16 protein-coding genes are annotated in these 17,120 nt (G+C 40.5%); 8 read left to right on the forward strand and 8 right to left on the reverse strand.

The features are described 5' to 3' along the window. Positions 1–18: 18 nt before the first annotated feature. The 4 genes from OCV27_RS04055 (at position 19) to ybaK (ending at position 4,217) form a co-directional block, all read left to right on the forward strand. A complete protein-coding gene (locus tag OCV27_RS04055; RefSeq protein WP_125319398.1) occupies positions 19–828 on the forward strand; it encodes a SirB1 family protein in 810 nt (269 codons plus the stop codon). Between the two features lie 35 nt (positions 829–863). Next, positions 864–1,715, forward strand: coding sequence for a 3-deoxy-8-phosphooctulonate synthase (kdsA, locus tag OCV27_RS04060; RefSeq protein WP_125319399.1), 852 nt, complete (start codon positions 864–866; stop codon positions 1,713–1,715). Positions 1,716–2,011: 296 nt separating this feature from the next. Beyond that, positions 2,012–3,670: a bifunctional UDP-sugar hydrolase/5'-nucleotidase UshA gene (gene ushA, locus OCV27_RS04065; protein ID WP_125319400.1), complete on the forward strand. Its 1,659-nt coding sequence runs from the start codon at positions 2,012–2,014 to the stop codon at positions 3,668–3,670. A 73-nt stretch (positions 3,671–3,743) separates the two neighbouring features. Beyond that, the gene (gene ybaK, locus OCV27_RS04070) at positions 3,744–4,217 is read left to right on the forward strand and encodes a Cys-tRNA(Pro) deacylase (protein ID WP_125319401.1); all 474 of its coding nucleotides are present in this window, start codon (positions 3,744–3,746) and stop codon (positions 4,215–4,217) included. A gap of 58 nt (positions 4,218–4,275) precedes the next feature. On the opposite strand, the gene OCV27_RS04075 is transcribed toward ybaK, so the two are convergent. Next, positions 4,276–5,523, reverse strand: coding sequence for a uracil-xanthine permease family protein (locus tag OCV27_RS04075; RefSeq protein WP_125319402.1), 1,248 nt, complete (start codon positions 5,521–5,523; stop codon positions 4,276–4,278). Between the two features lie 254 nt (positions 5,524–5,777). On the opposite strand from OCV27_RS04075, the gene OCV27_RS04080 reads away from it, so the two are divergent. Next, positions 5,778–6,989, forward strand: a complete 1,212-nt coding sequence (locus tag OCV27_RS04080; RefSeq protein WP_125319403.1) for a DUF2066 domain-containing protein — start codon at positions 5,778–5,780, stop codon at positions 6,987–6,989. A gap of 25 nt (positions 6,990–7,014) precedes the next feature. Here the strand turns inward: OCV27_RS04080 and OCV27_RS04085 are convergent, their stop codons facing one another. The 4 genes from OCV27_RS04085 to bepA all read right to left on the reverse strand — a co-directional run bounded on the left by OCV27_RS04085 (position 7,015) and on the right by bepA (position 9,911). Then, positions 7,015–7,434, reverse strand: coding sequence for a DUF2069 domain-containing protein (locus OCV27_RS04085; protein ID WP_125319404.1), 420 nt, complete (start codon positions 7,432–7,434; stop codon positions 7,015–7,017). A gap of 1 nt (position 7,435) precedes the next feature. Next, positions 7,436–8,005 carry an NAD(P)H:quinone oxidoreductase gene (wrbA, locus tag OCV27_RS04090; RefSeq protein WP_125319405.1) on the reverse strand — a complete coding sequence of 190 codons (570 nt, stop codon included), beginning with the start codon at positions 8,003–8,005 and terminating at the stop codon, positions 7,436–7,438. Further along, complete coding sequence (arsC, locus tag OCV27_RS04095; RefSeq protein WP_125319406.1) at positions 8,002–8,346, reverse strand: arsenate reductase (glutaredoxin); 345 nt, start codon at positions 8,344–8,346, stop codon at positions 8,002–8,004. Before arsC ends, wrbA begins: the two co-directional genes overlap by 4 nt. A 110-nt stretch (positions 8,347–8,456) precedes the next feature. Next, the gene (gene bepA / locus OCV27_RS04100; protein WP_125319407.1) at positions 8,457–9,911 is read right to left on the reverse strand and encodes a beta-barrel assembly-enhancing protease; all 1,455 of its coding nucleotides are present in this window, start codon (positions 9,909–9,911) and stop codon (positions 8,457–8,459) included. Between the two features lie 278 nt (positions 9,912–10,189). Here bepA and OCV27_RS04105 point away from each other — a divergent pair, with 278 nt between their 5' ends. The 3 genes from OCV27_RS04105 (at position 10,190) to OCV27_RS04115 (ending at position 13,569) form a co-directional block, all read left to right on the forward strand. Next, on the forward strand, positions 10,190–10,426 hold the full coding sequence (locus OCV27_RS04105; RefSeq protein WP_125319408.1) for a sulfurtransferase TusA family protein: 237 nt from the start codon (positions 10,190–10,192) through the stop codon (positions 10,424–10,426). Further along, positions 10,419–11,495: an AI-2E family transporter gene (locus OCV27_RS04110; RefSeq protein WP_125319409.1), complete on the forward strand. Its 1,077-nt coding sequence runs from the start codon at positions 10,419–10,421 to the stop codon at positions 11,493–11,495. Before OCV27_RS04105 ends, OCV27_RS04110 begins: the two co-directional genes overlap by 8 nt. A 202-nt stretch (positions 11,496–11,697) precedes the next feature. Then, entirely contained in the window at positions 11,698–13,569 is a 1,872-nt protein-coding gene (locus OCV27_RS04115; RefSeq protein WP_125319410.1) for a methyl-accepting chemotaxis protein, read from the forward strand. A gap of 240 nt (positions 13,570–13,809) precedes the next feature. Here the strand turns inward: OCV27_RS04115 and OCV27_RS04120 are convergent, their stop codons facing one another. From OCV27_RS04120 to drt2, 3 genes are all read right to left on the reverse strand, one after another. Then, a complete protein-coding gene (locus OCV27_RS04120) occupies positions 13,810–14,259 on the reverse strand; it encodes a GyrI-like domain-containing protein (RefSeq protein ID WP_125319411.1) in 450 nt (149 codons plus the stop codon). A gap of 411 nt (positions 14,260–14,670) precedes the next feature. Then, the gene (locus OCV27_RS04125) at positions 14,671–15,423 is read right to left on the reverse strand and encodes a hypothetical protein (RefSeq protein WP_125319412.1); all 753 of its coding nucleotides are present in this window, start codon (positions 15,421–15,423) and stop codon (positions 14,671–14,673) included. 222 nt (positions 15,424–15,645) lie between these two features. Next, the gene (gene drt2, locus OCV27_RS04130) at positions 15,646–16,929 is read right to left on the reverse strand and encodes an antiviral reverse transcriptase Drt2 (RefSeq protein ID WP_125319413.1); all 1,284 of its coding nucleotides are present in this window, start codon (positions 16,927–16,929) and stop codon (positions 15,646–15,648) included. Positions 16,930–17,120: the final 191 nt, after the last annotated feature.

Here is a 17,120-nt window from a genome sequence, read left to right on the forward strand (position 1 = left end):
TGTGTGTTAGGGAATTCCATGGTTGAGTTATTTGATGAAGATTTTGATGCGATTGAATTGGCTGAAGGTGCACTGATATTAAACAAGGCGATTAATCCGGCAACCAACGATTTATGGGCCAGAAAGGAACTACAGCGACTATTAAAAAAAGCTGAAGTTACCTTAAGTAATGAAGTGAATGACCAGCAACGTTTTGATGCTTTATTACGGCTTTTTTATCATGAGTGGGGGTTTATTGGTGATCAAGATGCTTATTACGAGTCCTCCAATGCTTTTATCGATAAAGTTTTAGAGCGTCGTAAAGGTATTCCGGTAAGTTTAGGCTCGATACTTTTGTACTTGGGAAGAAAGTTAGGCTTTCCAATTTCTGGAGTAACGTTTCCAAGTCAGTTTTTGATAAAGGTCGAGTGGTTTGGTGAAGCGCCGAAGTACATTAATCCCTTTAATGGAGAATATGTCTCTAAACAAATACTTAGAGCGTGGTTGATCGGCCATAGTGGGCCTTTGGCAAGGCTAAAACAAGCACACCTTAAATCGACAGATAACCCAACAGTAATTGGTCGCTGGCTAGCCTTGGTTAAAAGTGCTTTTCTGCGTGAAGAGCATTACACATTGGCACTTAAATGTACCGATCTTGCTTTAACTTTTGTGCCAGATGACCCTTATGAAATTCGTGATCGTGGTTTTATTTATCAGCAGTTAGATTGCCACCAAATCGCTCTAACCGATTATCTGTATTTTATTGATCAGTGCCCTGATGATCCCGCTGCAGAGTTATTAAAGAATCAAGTTAATGCAATGAATTTAACTCCGGTGACCGTGCATTAAGCATGATATTAGACAGACAAAAATAGAGAATGAAAATGGAACAAAAAATTGTTCATGTTGGTGATATCCCAGTAGCCAATGATAAACCGTTTACCTTATTTGCAGGTATGAATGTTCTTGAATCTCGTGATCTTGCGATGCAGATTTGTGAATATTATGTCAAAGTTACCGAAAAACTAGGTATACCTTACGTATTTAAAGCTTCTTTTGATAAAGCTAATCGTAGCTCAGTCCATTCTTATCGTGGCCCTGGTTTAGAAGAAGGTATGAAAATTTTTCAAGAGCTGAAAGATACTTTTGGTGTCAAAATCATTACAGATGTTCATACCGAACAGCAAGCGCAACCAGTGGCTGATGTTGTTGATATTATTCAATTACCAGCATTCCTAGCGCGCCAAACTGATTTGGTTGAGTCTATGGCGAAGACGGGATCTGTCATCAACATTAAAAAACCTCAATATATGAGCCCTAGTCAAGTCGGGAATATCGTAGAAAAATTTGCAGAATGTGGTAATGAAAACGTTATCCTCTGTGAGAGAGGTTCTTGTCTTGGGTATGATAATCTCGTCGTTGATATGTTAGGTTTTGGGGTCATGAAGAAAGCATCAAATGGAAGTCCTATCATTTTTGATGTAACGCATGCATTGCAGATGCGTGATCCTTCTGGTTCTGCATCTGGCGGTCGCAGAGAGCAGACAGTTGAACTGGCAAAAGCAGGTTTGGCTACCGGTATCGCAGGCTTGTTTATCGAATCGCACCCTAATCCAGCCCAAGCTAAATGCGATGGGCCTTCAGCTTTACCTTTAGACAAAGTAGAACCTTTCCTAGTGCAAATGAAAGCCCTAGATGACCTTATTAAAAGTTTTGACCATATCGATATTAATTAAGATCTGTATCTACTATTAATAACCAGAATAATCTTCAAAGCTAGCATTATTGCTAGCTTTTTACATTCTAGTATTTAGTTTGTTAGTCGTTGCTAAACAAGTAAAACCAGGTCACTTTATTGCATATTAAAGTATCAATTATGGTGATCTAAACAGCATAACCATGAAAACAAGATGCTAGGTTCAATAGCTTAATTTAAACTGTCCCAAATTTTATTGAGTGCTCGTTAAGTAAGAGCTCAATATTGTCTAATAGCCCATTCAATGAACAATTCTATACGCTCAAAGGTATGATAATGAAGCAACGTCTGATTCTAAAAACCGCATTAAGTGCGGTTATTCTTACCACTCTTGCAAGTTGCGCGATCGCACCAAAGCACGAATGGGAAACAGATAAAACCTATAAGTTAACAGTTTTACACACTAATGATCACCATGGCCGTTTTTGGAAAAATAAATATGGTGAGTATGGTATGGCCGCACGTAAAACCTTGATTGATGAATTACGCGCAGATATAGAAAGTGAGGGAGGTAGTGTTCTTTTACTCTCTGGTGGTGATATTAATACTGGCGTTCCTGAATCAGATCTACAAGATGCAGAGCCTGATTTTAAGGGAATGAATAAGATTGGTTATGATGCTATGGCATTAGGCAATCATGAATTTGATAATTCGTTAGACGTACTATTTAAGCAGATAGATTGGGCTAACTTTCCAATGCTATCGGCCAACATTTATGACAAAAAAACAGGTAAGCGGATGTTTGAGGCTTACCAAATGTTCGATAAGCAAGGCATCAAAATCGCCATTATTGGTCTGACAACAGAAGATACGGCTAAAATTGGTAATCCAGAATTTATTAGTGGCATTGATTTTCGAGATCCGAAAGAAGAAGCTAAGAAGCTTATCGCTGAAATCAAGAAAACGGAGCAGCCAGACCTTATTTTTGCTGTGACTCACATGGGCCATTACGAGAATGGTAACCGGGGAATTAATGCTCCTGGTGACGTTGCACTAGCGAGATATCTCAAAGAGGGAGATTTGGACATGATCGTGGGAGGTCACTCTCAAGAGCCTGTCTGTATGGAAGGGCCTAACGTCGCTAATAAGAGATTTAAACCAGGTGATGAATGTAAACCAGACTTCCAAAACGGTACTTATATCGTACAGGCCCATGAATGGGGCAAATATGTGGGACGTGCAGATTATGAGTTTCGTAATGGAGAGCTGGAAATGGTTAGCTATAACCTGATCCCAGTAAACCTCAAGAAAAAAGTGAAAATTGATGGTAAAAAGCAGCGCGTTTTGATTCAAAGCGAAATTCCAGAAAATAAGGAAATGTTAGATTTCCTGCGACCATTCCAAGAAAAAGGTAAAGACCAACTTGAGGTGAAAATAGCCGAGTCTAATGGCAAGCTTGAAGGTGACCGAGATGTCGTTCGTTTTAAGCAGACTAACCTTGGCCGACTGATTGCAACAGCCCATATGAAGCGTGCAAAAGCGGATTTTGGTATTATGAACTCTGGTGGAGTACGAGATTCTATTGAGGCTGGAGAGATAACCTATAAAGATGTTTTGAAGGTTCAACCATTTGGCAATATATTGACCTATACAGATATGACTGGTAAAGAGGTACTGGATTATTTGAATGCTGTTGCAACTATGCCCGCTGACTCTGGTGCCTATGCTCAGTTTGCAGGTATCTCGATGACTGTATCGAGTGAGAAAGTATCCAATGTTTTCATTGGTGGTAAACAGCTTCGTTTAGACAAGATGTATCGTTTCACCGTACCGAACTACAATGCTTCTGGTGGAGACGGCTATCCTAAAATCAGTGATCACCCAGGTTATGTCAATACTGGCTTTGTTGATGCTGAGGTACTAAAAGAATATTTACAAGAAAATAGCCCAGTTGATGTTAATCGGTTCGTGTCAACTGAAGTTGTTTACAACTAGGTTGGAAATCTGATTAACAAAAAGGCGCTGTATTCCTATTTCAGCGTCTTTTTTTGACAATAATGGAAATACTATGACTCCAGCTATTAGCCTTGCAAAGAAGAAGAAAATTGTTCATACCATACATGAATATGAGCATGATTCTCGTGTAGATAGTTATGGTTTGGAAGCTGTTGAGGCTTTGGGGCAAGACCCAAGCTATGTTTTTAAAACTCTGCTGTTTAGCCTTAATGGCGATCCTAAAAGTCTCGCGGTAGCTGTTATTCCGGTCGATCATAAACTAAATCTAAAGTTGGCCGCAAAGGCCGCAAAAGTCAAAAAGGCAGAAATGGCCAATCCAGATATTGCCCAGAAAATGACAGGGTACGTGATTGGTGGAATTAGTCCTTTGGGACAAAAGAAACCTCTACCTACTTATATTCATCAAAGCGCAAAGAGCAAGAAAACTATTTGTGTAAGTGCAGGAAAAAGAGGGCTGGAAATCGAACTAGAACCGCAAGATTTAGCTTTGTTGACTAGGGGACAATTTGCCGAGTTGTGTTTGTGAATAGCAGAAGAAATATGGGCTACCATTTTTACAGTAACCCATGAAAAGAGCATCGATACTAGCTGTTTTCATCTTCAATTTGCGTGCTATCTACTATATGGTTTTCACCCAAATCTTTAGGTAGAATCAGGTTAAGTAATATAGCTATGATGCCGCATAAACTGACCCCTTGAAGACTGAACTCACCAATTCCAAAAGCCATACCGCCGATACCAAAGACAAGTGTTATTGCAACGATCACTAAGTTACGTGACTGATGTAAATCCACTTTGTTTTTTATCAAGGTATTTAAGCCTACTGTAGCAATCGATCCAAATAGAAGAATCATAATTCCTCCCATAACTGGCATTGGGATCGTTTGCAATACAGCGCCGAGCTTTCCTACAAGCGCAAGAACAATTGCGGTAACAGCTGCCCAAATCATAATTACGGGGTTAAATGCCTTAGTTAGCAATACCGCCCCAGTAACCTCTGAGTAGGTTGTATTTGGCGGAGCACCAAGCATAGAGGCGGCGATAGTCGCGAGGCCGTCACCAGTTATAGTTCGATGAAGACCTGGTTTCTTGAGGTAATCTTTACCTGTCACATTAGATATCGCTAGCATATCTCCAACGTGTTCCACCGCGGGAGCAATGGCGACTGGAATCATGAATAAAATGGCGTTGATATTAAATTCTGGCGCAGTGAACTGAGGTAAAGATAGCCAAGCAGCTTCTGCCACTGGGCTAAAATCAACCATGCCGTAGGCAAGGCTGGTGACATAGCCAGCCAATATCCCACCTAAAATTGGCATCAACTTAAGAAAGCCTCTAGCAAAAATACTGATAATAATCGTCGTAAGTAAAGATACGCTAGAAATAACCAAAGATGCGTTTGCGTCAAGCAATTGCGCACCATCACCTCCCTTTCCTAATGCCATGTTAACAGCAACTGGTGCTAGCCCTAGGCCAATTACCATGATTACAGGTCCGACGACAACAGGAGGGAGAAGTTTGTGGATAAATTCAACACCTCTAACTTTGATAAATATGCCCATAACAACATACACTAGGCCTGCCGCCATCAGTCCGCCCATGGTGGCTGGTACTCCCCAAGTTTGAACACCGTATAAAATAGGTGCAATAAAAGCGAAGGAAGAAGCAAGGAATATTGGCACAGTTCGGCGAGTGATAAATTGAAAAATAAGTGTGCCGAGACCAGCGCCAAATAGTGCAACACTTGGATCTAAGCCAGTTAACAATGGCACTAATACGAGTGCGCCGAATGCAACAAAGAGCATTTGTGCCCCTTGGATAGCATTTTTCATCTTAGATTATCCTTTATTGGCATAGGTTGGTATGGCAGCTGAACGCCAGCCATAAAATTCGCAGAATCTTACCACCTTGGCAAACGATTGTAATCTGAGAAAGATCAAATAAAAGTCAACCAAGTTGAATGAACTTAGCTGAGAGTTATGAAACCTTAGGCGAGATATCAAGATAAAAATGAGCTTTAGTTGCTCCGCAGAGGATAGTTGCTTATCATCGTAAGCTGCAATTAAAAATTGATGTTAGGATAGCTATGCGTCGTTTCGCTTTTTTGGTTTTAGGATTAGCATGTTTTCCCGTGTTTGCTCTAACCAATGTAGATTTATATCAGACTGAGATTGTGCTGGACCAAGGCATTGATAATGCTGATGCAAAGGCTCGTATTAGTGGGATGAAAGAGATTATTGTGCGTGCATCTGGTGATTTTGATGTTACGTCTAATCCGGTCATTCAAAAAGCCTTGAAGCAAAACTCACAGTATTTATCGCAAATAAGCCATGGTCAACGTGAAGGTTTGCAGACGTTGAAAATGGGGTTTAGTGCTCCACATATTCGCTCTCTACTTAGCCAAGCTCAGGTGCCAATTTGGCCTGCAGCTCGTGCCAATGTTTTAGTATGGCTGGTCGAAGAAGCTCAGTACGATAGAAATGTAAGTTGGGAACATTCTGATTCTCAGGTTTTAACTCAAATGAGAGCTGAAGCTGTCAAGCGAGGTCTACCACTTACAGTCCCTGTCGGCGATTTTGATGATATTACTGGTATTTCAGCCTCAGATCTTTGGGGTGGCTTTGCGCGTCCTGTAGGTGAAGCGAGTCAGCGTTATCCCGTGGACGCTGCTTTAGTAGTAAGATCTGATGGCAACACGCTTCGTTGGACTTTATATGATCAAAAGCCTGCAACTATAGGTGTTACGCGCCAGGCTCCACTCTCTGGTTCAAGCGCTGGAGAAAATGCATCATCAAAGATGATCAATCAAATAAGCGACTACTATGCGAAGAAAAGCTCGGTTATAGTTGCTAGTGAGCCTTCTGAAACGGTGAAAGTTTGTTTCAAGGCGCTAAAGAATGCAGTGGATTTCTTCACTTTAGAGAATAATCTTAAGAAACTTAGTTCTGTTGCATCACTTGATATTCTTAAGATTCAACGTGATCAAGTCACTTTCACTGTACACCTACTGACCTCTCAAGCTAAGTTTGAGCAAGAGGTAGGCCGGATGGATAAAGTAATTCCGCTGAATAATATAATTGATTCGATGCCTGTTAATTATCAAGAAAGAGAAAATGAACTTTCAGAAGAGATGGTAAATCCGGACTTGATCTTTACCGATGGTAATAATGTTGATCTTATTCCGGCTGAACAAATCTTAATGTTTGAATGGCAAGGAACGCCTATTGCAGCAGCAACCGAAGAACAGCAACCCCTTGAGTCAGAGCTTGAATTCGATGAAAGTGAGAGCGAATATTAAAAGGTCAGGCATATGCCTGACCTTTTTATTCAAACCTTTGTTTTTCTTCTTTTTCAACCTTTGATAGACGCTTTAGTTTTAGTCCCAATTCTTGTCCACGCGTTCGAGCGTATAAAGTGTTGCAGATGAAGGCAAGAGTTGTGAATGTCAGTTCAACACCCGCCAACCATCGTTCACCGTGGTCAATGTACAAGATGGTTAGAGCATGTAGAAAGTACAGCATGAGAATAAAGTTAGCCCAAGCATGAGTATAAGGCTTTCCAGCCAGTATTCCTGGTAGAGGCAAAAGAAGTGGAATACTCCATGCAATCGCAAGCGCAACATTGTTGATATGTGGGTGTGGGGATAGGTTAAGTTGCCATACAAGAACCCAAGTGAGCAGGCCCAAATGTCCACATAGAGCGAGAAGACGAAGCGATTTTGTGTGTGAGTACATTTGCTGCATTCTAGCCTTCCTTAAGTTTCACGGCAGTGGTTGCTAAACGTTTCCCTAAGTTTCGCGCAAGCTCGATTTCATCTTTAGTTGGAGCACTCCCATTATGGCTGACGGAGGTTGCGCCATAGGGAGTTCCACCTGATTGAGTCGTGTGTAGCTTTGGTTCTGAATAAGGTATTCCCATAATCAGCATTCCATGATGAAGAAGCGGTAACATCATGGTTTGCAATGTTGTTTCTTGTCCGCCATGTAACGTTGAAGAGGAACTAAATACGCAGGCTGGCTTGTCGATTAAATCTCCTGATATCCATACAGAAGAAGTCTGATCCCAGAAGTGTTTAAGAGCGGCTGACATATTGCCAAACCAGACCGGGCTACCCATGGCTAAACCATCACATGACTTAAGTTCTTCTATTGTGATTATGGGATCTTGAGTGTTCTCCTTCGCCTCTATATCTTCTACTGTTCTTATCCATGCTTCACAATTAGGTATAGATTCAACACCTCTAGCTATGTGTCTTGCTAATGAGCGAGTAGAGCCATGTCGACTGTAGTAAAGAACTACAAGAGTACATTTCATAGAATATCAAGTACCTGTTCTGGTGGACGACCGTGTTTTGCTTGGCCATTTTTTACTACGATAGGACGTTCTATAAGCTTTGGGTTCTTGGACATAGCTTCAAACAACTGTTCATCGGATACATTGGCGAGGTTAAGCTCTTTATAGATATCTTCCTTGGTGCGCATCATGGCACGTACATCAGGGAGATTAAGTTGAGAGTATAAGGTTTTTAGTTCAGGGATACTCAGAGGTGACTCTAAATACTTAACAATTTCGAGTTGGATATTTTTTTCTTCTAAAAGTGCCAGAGTTTGGCGGCTTTTTGAGCAACGTGGGTTGTGATAAATCACCACTGACATAGCTTAATCTCCGGTTGATGAATGGTTTTAGTCACCATGATTGGAATTCTGACATCTGGTTAAAATATGGTAACCTATTGTTTATATTTTTATTTTTAGTGATTTTCCGGTTATTGCAGTGCCATAAAGCGATCTCTTTCAGCCATCAACTGGTCAATACGTGCATCGTAACGAGCTTGTTTAAGGCTACCTAGCTCTGCAATTTGACCTGCTTGAGTATAGTATTGAATGGCTTTGTTCCAGTTTGCTTTTAGGGCTAATATTTCAGCTCTCGATGCTAAGTCTTCGTCACTTTGCCCAAGATGGATATTGGCTTCACTGAGTAGGTGCCACCCGTTGACATCATTCGGGTTGTCGTGGGTATATCGCTGAAGAACTCGTACGGCTTCTTTGTTTTTATCTTGTCTCATCAGAACGTTAGCATAATTTATCGTCAGTACAGAATTATTCGGTTTAGATTTCAGTGCATTTTTAAGCATGATTTCTGCTTTGGGTGCTTGGCCTTTTGCTAGGTAAAGATCGGCCATCGCATCTAGATAGAAGTTATTATCAGGTTGCTGGTTGAGTAGAGTTTGCAATAGGGGGGACGCTTCATCAAGCTGATTATTATCTAGGTGAACTAAAGCACGGCCATATTGAAACGATGGTTTAATATTCGTAGGCGCTTTTTTTTCATTACGTGCAAACCAATCCATGGCAGATTCTGCGTTTATATCCGCATATCTAGCAACAATTCGTGCTCGAGCAAGATTGTAGTTAAGCGAAGGGTTCACTCTTCGCTCTGGATAACTTCGGGCTCTTGCACGACTGTCTGTGATGCGGTCTTCTGGCAATGGGTGGGTTAACAGCATTGGAGGTGGCGTACTTGCGTAGCGATATTCATCGGCAAGTCGTGAGAAAAACCTAGGCATAGCGTTAACATCAAACCCTGACTTTGCTAAGGTTTCTATTCCAAAACGGTCGGCTTCTTTCTCATTACTTCGTGTATAGTTAATCTGTCCTTGTATATTTCCAGCAGTGGTTGCTGTTATGGCAGCAATTCCTGCCTCAGGTGCTGCTATTGCAAGTAACAATGAACCTGCTAATGCAGCCAAAGTTGCAGGAGAACGGCGAGACTGATCCTCCATACTTCGAGCTAAATGGCGTTGAGTGACGTGTGAAATCTCATGTGCCATGACTGAAGCAAGCTCACTTTCAGTTTTTGCATGAAGAAACAGGCCGCTATGCAGAGCGACATAACCGCCGAAAAAGGCGAAAGCGTTGATATTACGATCGCGAATCATGAAAAAAGTGAATGGTGTTTTTACGTCATTTGCGTTGGCGACGAGTTGGTGGCCTAGGCTATCAATATACTCGTTAATGACGGGATCACTTATTATTGGCTGGCTACTACGCAGCATGCGCATGTAAGCATCACCGTACTGAAGTTCTTGATCTATAGTCAGTGTGCTACTGGCGGTGGTACCAATATCTGGCAAATCGATATTGTTGGCGTAGATAGGAGTTTGCATGCCTAGAGAGGCCGCTACACATAAGCAGATGAGTGAGCGTGTACGTTTAAACATATCTTACTGAATGTACTCCATAATCATTAGGCTTCTCTGATGAGCCTAATATCTATAATAACAGGTTTGACCACGGGATATCGAGTTTGACCCTCTTTTTGTGATAAGGTTTCACATGCTGTTATGCACCCTGTGGAACCTTTCTTCTTAATTTTATGGGAATTGTGCTTCCAATGGTCAGTGCAATGTGAAACTTTTCCTATTGATTGTATTTGCCCTGACGTTGGGGGGAAAACACTATACAATATCCGTTTTACTGCTAATCATCAGGCTAAATAATGAAACAGAATATTTTGGATTTACGTCAGGAGCGTTGTCCAATGGCTTTATTGCTTGTTAAGCGCCATACCAAAGAGATGGGCGCTGGCCAAAAAGCTATTATTTATGTTTCAGGCCATGATTCTTTATCTGATATAAAACGTTTCTTACTCAAGCAATCATTTAAATGGATATGTGAAGAGTTGGATGGTTATTTCCGTGTTCAAGTGATTAAAGGAACCCTGTCGAATGTTTGAAATGGTGAGTCGTTGGTACAAGCGACGTTTTTCCGATCCTCATGCCGTAAGCTTGGTCGCGATCTTACTATTTGGCTTTGTTACGATTTATTTTTTCGGTAATTTAATTGCTCCACTTTTAGTTGCTATCGTCTTGGCCTATTTATTAGAATGGCCAGTAACACAACTTTCTCGTTTCCATATACCTAGAAAGCTTGCAGTTATTTTGGTTATTTTTAGCTTTACTAGCTTGATGCTATTGGCAGTATTTGGTCTTGTGCCAACGATTTGGAAGCAGGTAGGTAACCTGATTAACGATATCCCTACTATGTATTCGGGCGTGCAAAAAGTAATTGCTGAGTTACCACAGAGATATCCAGAATTAGATAATTTTCAAATCGTAGAGTCTGTAGTGACTAACGCTAAAAACCAAATTATAGTGATGGGAGAAACCGTTGTTAAAGGTTCTTTAGCTTCCTTGGTTAGTATTGCAACCTTGGCTGTCTATTTGATTTTGGTACCACTATTGGTGTTTTTCTTATTAAAAGATAAACAAGAAATGATTTCTTTAGCGAGTGGTGTAATGCCTCGAAATCGCAAACTTGCGACGAAAGTCTGGCATGAAATGAATCAGCAAATTTCAAACTATATTCGCGGTAAAGTTATGGAGATCTTAATTGTTGGTAGTGTTAGCTACGTGACATTTGCCATTTTGGATCTTCGTTATGCGGTTTTGCTTGCGGTTGCTGTTGGTCTTTCTGTGCTGATCCCTTACATTGGCGCAGCAGCAGTCACTGTACCTGTTGCCATAGTTGGTTTATTTCAATGGGGTTTTACTCCACAGTTTTATTGGTTGCTATTAGCATATGGAATTATTCAAGCCTTGGATGGGAATGTTCTTGTCCCTATTCTTTTTTCTGAAGCGGTAAATTTGCACCCAGTGGCGATTATTGTTGCAGTGCTAGTTTTTGGCGGGTTGTGGGGTTTTTGGGGAGTCTTCTTTGCAATCCCTTTGGCTACTTTAGTCAAGGCAGTATGGAATGCATTGCCAAGTCACGACGAGGATGATGCTTATAGTCATCCTGGTTAATGATATAATTCATATATTTACAATAAAAAGCTCGAAAGCATATGCATTCGAGCTTTTTATTTGCGTAGAGGGTATATACTTTTTAAAAGATTGTTTTACAAAACATCAGTTTTGTAGGAAGTTTCTTAAAGTCTGTGTTGGTTAGGACGATAATAATAAATGACAAGTAACAACTACAAACGAATTACTCTTGAGGGACACTATGAGATTCAGTCAAAAGATCGTTGCAGCATCTTCAATACTGCTTTTGGTCACTGTCGTGTTACTTTCTATTCAGCAGCTTAGTACTGTTAAGAAAGAAGTAGAAGAATTGGTAGATACCAGTTTAACAGAGATGGTGAAAGGGGTTAAAAATACCGTTATATCAGAAATGGCGAGTAAAAAATCTCTTGCTCAATCGACGACTGAGGTATTGGAACTTGATCCACAAAATAAGACACGCGTGAAAGATGTACTTGAAAAACCCAACTTAAAAGGAACTTTCTTAGCGGTTGGTTATGCATACGAAGTTGACGGTTTTGTGGTCGAAAATGATGATGGGTGGGAAGCTGGTCCTGATTACGATCCGAGAGTTCGTCCTTGGTATAAGGCAGCTAAAGCACAAGGAAAGTTAGTGGTGACAGCCCCTTATGTTGACGTCTCTTCAAAAAAAGTCATCATTTCTATCGGAACACCAGTCAAAGATAATGGTCAGTTTACCGCAGCCATGTTTTATGATTTAGAGCTGACTGGACTGGCAGATTTAGTCAATAGTGCCAACTTACTTGATGCTGGTTACTTATTTATTGTGTCATCTGATGGAACGACTATCGCCCATCCTGATGCGGAGAATAATGGTCAGAACCTTTCAACTTATCTTCCAAACGTAACGCTTAAAGAAGGTGAGCAACGTTTTGAAAAAGATGGTCACTCCTTCATGGTTCACTTAACACCAGTTCCGAGTGAAAATTGGTATATCGGTGCAATTGTCGATGAAGATATTGCCTTTGCAGCTATTACAGATATGCGCAATAGCTCATTTGTCTACGCTATTATCAGTGTTGTTTTAAGTGTTTTAGTGCTCAGCTTATTAATTAAAGTTTTGATGCGCCCACTTGGTATTTTAAACGAAGCGATAAAGGATGTGGCATCTGGTCAGGGGGATTTGACCAAGCGCTTAGATACCAATACAGATAAAGAATTTGCAGAGCTTGCAGAAGGCTTTAATACCTTTACGCAAACGCTTCAGACGCAGATTCAGCAATCTAAAGCTATTGGAGCTGAGATCTTACGTGGTACTGAAATGACAGTACAGGGGTCGGAAGAGTCAGCTGAAGCAATGCGCAGCCAGCTACAGGAGTTGGAGCAACTAGCGACAGCTATGAATGAGATGGCCGTTACAGCAACTGAAGTCGCGAATAATGCCCAAGGAGCTGCTGGAGCAGCAAAAGAAGCCGATGAAGCTACCCAATCAGGTTCATCTGTAGTCAGTGATACTACTGCGTCAATAGATGCATTGTCAGCACGAATTGATCAGGCAGTAGAAGAAGTTCAAGGGTTAGAATCAGCCACGGCAAACATTGAAACCATCTTGAAGGTCATTAACGATATTGCAGATCAAACTAATCTGCTAGCGTTGAATGCTGCGATTGAAGCCGCACGGGCAGGTGAATCAGGTCGAGGCTTTGCAGTGGTAGCAGATGAAGTGCGAACTTTGGCGCAGCGTACTCAAGAATCTACGACAGAGATTCGCAGTATGATTGAACAGCTTCAGTCAGGTGCGAGCTCGGTATCAGCGGCGATGCGTGAAAGCAAAAGTACCGCTATTGACGCTGTTGAAAAAGCCAAAGCTGCGGATGAATCTCTCCAGCGTATTCGGGATTCTATTCAGAGTATTACAGATATGAATATGCAGATTGCTTCAGCTGCTGAAGAGCAAAGTTTGGTTGCAGAAGAGATCAACGCGAATACTGTCAAGATTAAGGATTTGTCTACTCAAGTTGCAGATGCGGCAGAAGACGCTAACGTTGCGATGAAAGTTCAAACTGAAAATGTCCGGGAACAAGACTCTATTCTTAATAAATTTATTGTGTAGTTGAGTCAAAAATGCCAGCAACAATGCTGGCATTTTTACTTTTTAAGGGACTATCACATGTGAATTATCTGTAGTAACTCATACTCGATCTTATACATCCGTTGGTTAGTCACGACTAACCAGCGACAGCCCGTTGTTATCGTGACTTATAACTGGACAAAAACGATTTAGCTTCAAAGTTCTAAATCGTTTAGAACAGATTAAAAAAGTATCTTGAAAACTTAAACGCTTGTCATGTAACTATCTAACAGCAATAGAAATCTCGACTTCATGAGTACTTTTATAGTATTCAAAGTCTGTTGTGTATGCTCGTTTATATAGGCAGCTTTCAGAGCTAAAGTAACTCCAAACTTCACCCCAAAGATCTATAACTGCTTGTGGCATTTCACCGCTTGCTGAAAAAGTTACGTATTTGCCAGAGGTAACATTCACTTTTACTGAGTCTGGTAATATTTCTGGTGATAACGTATCCGAACAAGCAATAACGTCAAAAGCCCCCGAAAAATCGGACTCATAATTTGTGTAAATGCCAAAAACTTTTGATTTTTCATTCAACTTTGGAGCTGCATTTGTATAAAAATTTGCCCAAAGCTCTCCAATTTTTGCAGTCGATGGATTTACTTCACCCGTATTAGTTGTGCGGATTACAAAACCCGTAGCTTCAAAACCGTTTACTTCGCTGATACTCATTTTTCCTCCTTGTTATGTAAGATCCAATTAAGATGTGGGCACACAAAACCGATCGTTGCAGCCGCATACCACCTTAATCACTAAAACTGACGCATTCTAAATAGATTAATGATAACTGTATATAAAAACAGTTCTAGTGAGTATTTTTTGGGTGTGAAAAAACATAATACTTATTGGAGAACAGGATGTGAATGAGTAAAGGGTTTAACTAACAATAGGTGGCTATTTTGACTAGAAAAGAGCCAGATTTGATCCTATTGATACCTGATCGTTAGTAATTTACACAAGCCGTTTTTGGACAAAAGTGAGTTGTCGGCTGCTCTAATTTAGATTTTCATGGATTAGCTTAGATAAGGCAAACCAGCCTCTCAACAAGACTAATGCTTTCCATAATCTCTTGTTAAATGACTACTACCTAATTATCCACATGTTTTCATCTAGCACGCTTGCAGGTCTTATTAAGACTGAATCGAACAAAGGTATATGTTCATAAATGACACCAATGAATTCGAATTTTGATATACCAATATCAGTTAACGAGTGATGGAATACCGGCCCCCCACTTAATCCACCTAAATTATCTGGAAAATCGTGGCCATGTTCGGAAATTGTTGTGCACTGGTCCAATTTCAACTCACATCGAATATTCATATCTGTTACATCGGCAACCTCACTACCACCTGAACTCAATGTATCAAACTGAATATTCAACTCGGAAAACCTTACCCTCCACACTCCTGGGTATCCCCCGAACAGAACAAAATCACCGACAACTAACCTGCTCACATGATGGCGTTCACCCACAGGAAAGAACTTTGTAGGCACTTCTCCGTTCATTGCAATTTGTGACTCGGTATACCCCTGCAAATATAAGATACATACGTCTAGAGTTTCATCCTCATCAAACAACACAGAGTCTAGATCTATTCGTGCATTACCAAGATATAGGTGTACTTCAGGGTCTTCAGCTAGACGTTTACGATACTCGTCTATAACGTGGTGGTTTGTAATTCCGTATTTTTCTCCTTTGTACTCCAATAATGTGACTGTTCCATTATTTACTTTTCCTTGAGTCAGTTTGGGGTTACCAAAGAAGCACGTTGTGCAGAAATTCAATGGATATTTAATTAGTATCCTTGCTAGGTCTTCATTGTTACCCACCATTGCCCTCCTTTGGCATTTAACGCAGCTATTAACGGCGAGCGCATTTTTTGGCGATTCCAGCGCCCGAAGGGAAGTCATAAACTTTACTAAATCAGAAATTCATGAATAACTACAGGTATGGTAAGAAAACATCGGATTCAATGAGCATTTCAGTATTAAGTGCTTAGCAATGCCTATAACCCGACCTAATCCATTGTGTAGTATAAGCTTAATCCATATTTACTATGTTTCTCTTTCGAGTTCATCACGAAACCTACGCCAAAGTGGTTTTAGTTGACGCTTGATGGTTTTACTTTGCATCTTATTTGCCGCCCGCAAACCATACGTAACGAAGTTTCTGCCACCTAAATGAGTATAACGGCTGTACAGTTTGCGCTTGTATAACTCTCTTTCAGGCAGTCCTTTAGCCGCACGAACTACATTGTATTTTTCCATAGTTTTTTTGGCTAAACGAATTCCTCGCTTCATTTTTTCAGAGTATCGGGCCAATGAAGAAGAACGAATGTACACATTTTCACCATCAAACATAAACCCGAGATACTGAAGCATTTGATCCGCAACTAAGACATCATTTTGATAACTGAAAGTTCTCAGCTCGGTTTTCTTGGGGTTAATTAAAACCTTTAATTTTTTAACTTGCTCTTGCGCATAGCCTGCGACTTTATCTCTTAAGGGAGCAGGAACAATGAATAGCATATCATCACAGTAGCGATAGTATTTACCACCGTGAATATTCGTATATCTTTTCATCTCAGCATCAAATTTGATCATGTATATATTTGATAATAATGCACTAATTGGTGAACCTTGAGGTATGCCAAACGAGCCTTTATTTGTTTTTATAAGCTTCTTCTTCCTAACAACATCTCGAAACTCCCGTGCAGTACAAACTCGATTTCGACCATTCTTAGGATTATTTGGCGAAATGCCAAATTCTTTATATAGCTCTACTTTATTTACTTGCGAGAACTTAGTAATTGATTTGAAGACATTAAAGTGATCAGAAGGTAGTTTGTCCTCCCCTAATAAACCAGCCCAACTTTGCTTGAGTAATGCATGGTCTAAAGTGTCAAAGAATTTAGAAAAGTCCAGTGCTACTGCACTACATTCACCCATGGCTTTAATTTGTTCAAATGCTTCAAATGCAAAATCAATATTACTTTTACCTAGTCCCCTAAAAGCAAGAATGCAATCGGTCAAATCCGAAGCTTTCAATTGAGCTTCGTACCTTTTACTTAAAAGGTTGGCATAAAATGCATAAATATGACTGTCCACATGCGAAGAATAAGCAATAGGGCGCTCTTTTACAGCAACATCAATTTTTCGAGTTTCTTTATTTTTGCTTATTTTCTTAGACTCAACAGCGTAGTTAATTAGAGGGAAAAATGCGTGTTTAGAAACTAAATCAGGATTAGTTACGAGGTTTTGAGCTTTCTTAAAACTGACTGGTAGATCGAAATGCAGATAACCACGGCTTCGATACCAAATAGGCTTATTCGATGACATTACTATTCTCTAGCAAAACCGAGGCAGACTTAGAACTGCGGCAATTCCTCTCGCCTTACCTCGGCTTAACCAAGTTGTTAAAACAACCATCCATGAGTCCGAAAACTCTAGCCGCGTCATGTTAGAAATGGATTATGCTATAACTATAATCGTGGAGGTATCTATGAAGACCCTGTTCCAGTTTCTGCTGT

Origin of the sequence: Vibrio pectenicida (assembly GCA_024347015.1) — a bacterium.
GTDB classification, from domain to species: Bacteria; Pseudomonadota; Gammaproteobacteria; order Enterobacterales; family Vibrionaceae; genus Vibrio; species Vibrio pectenicida.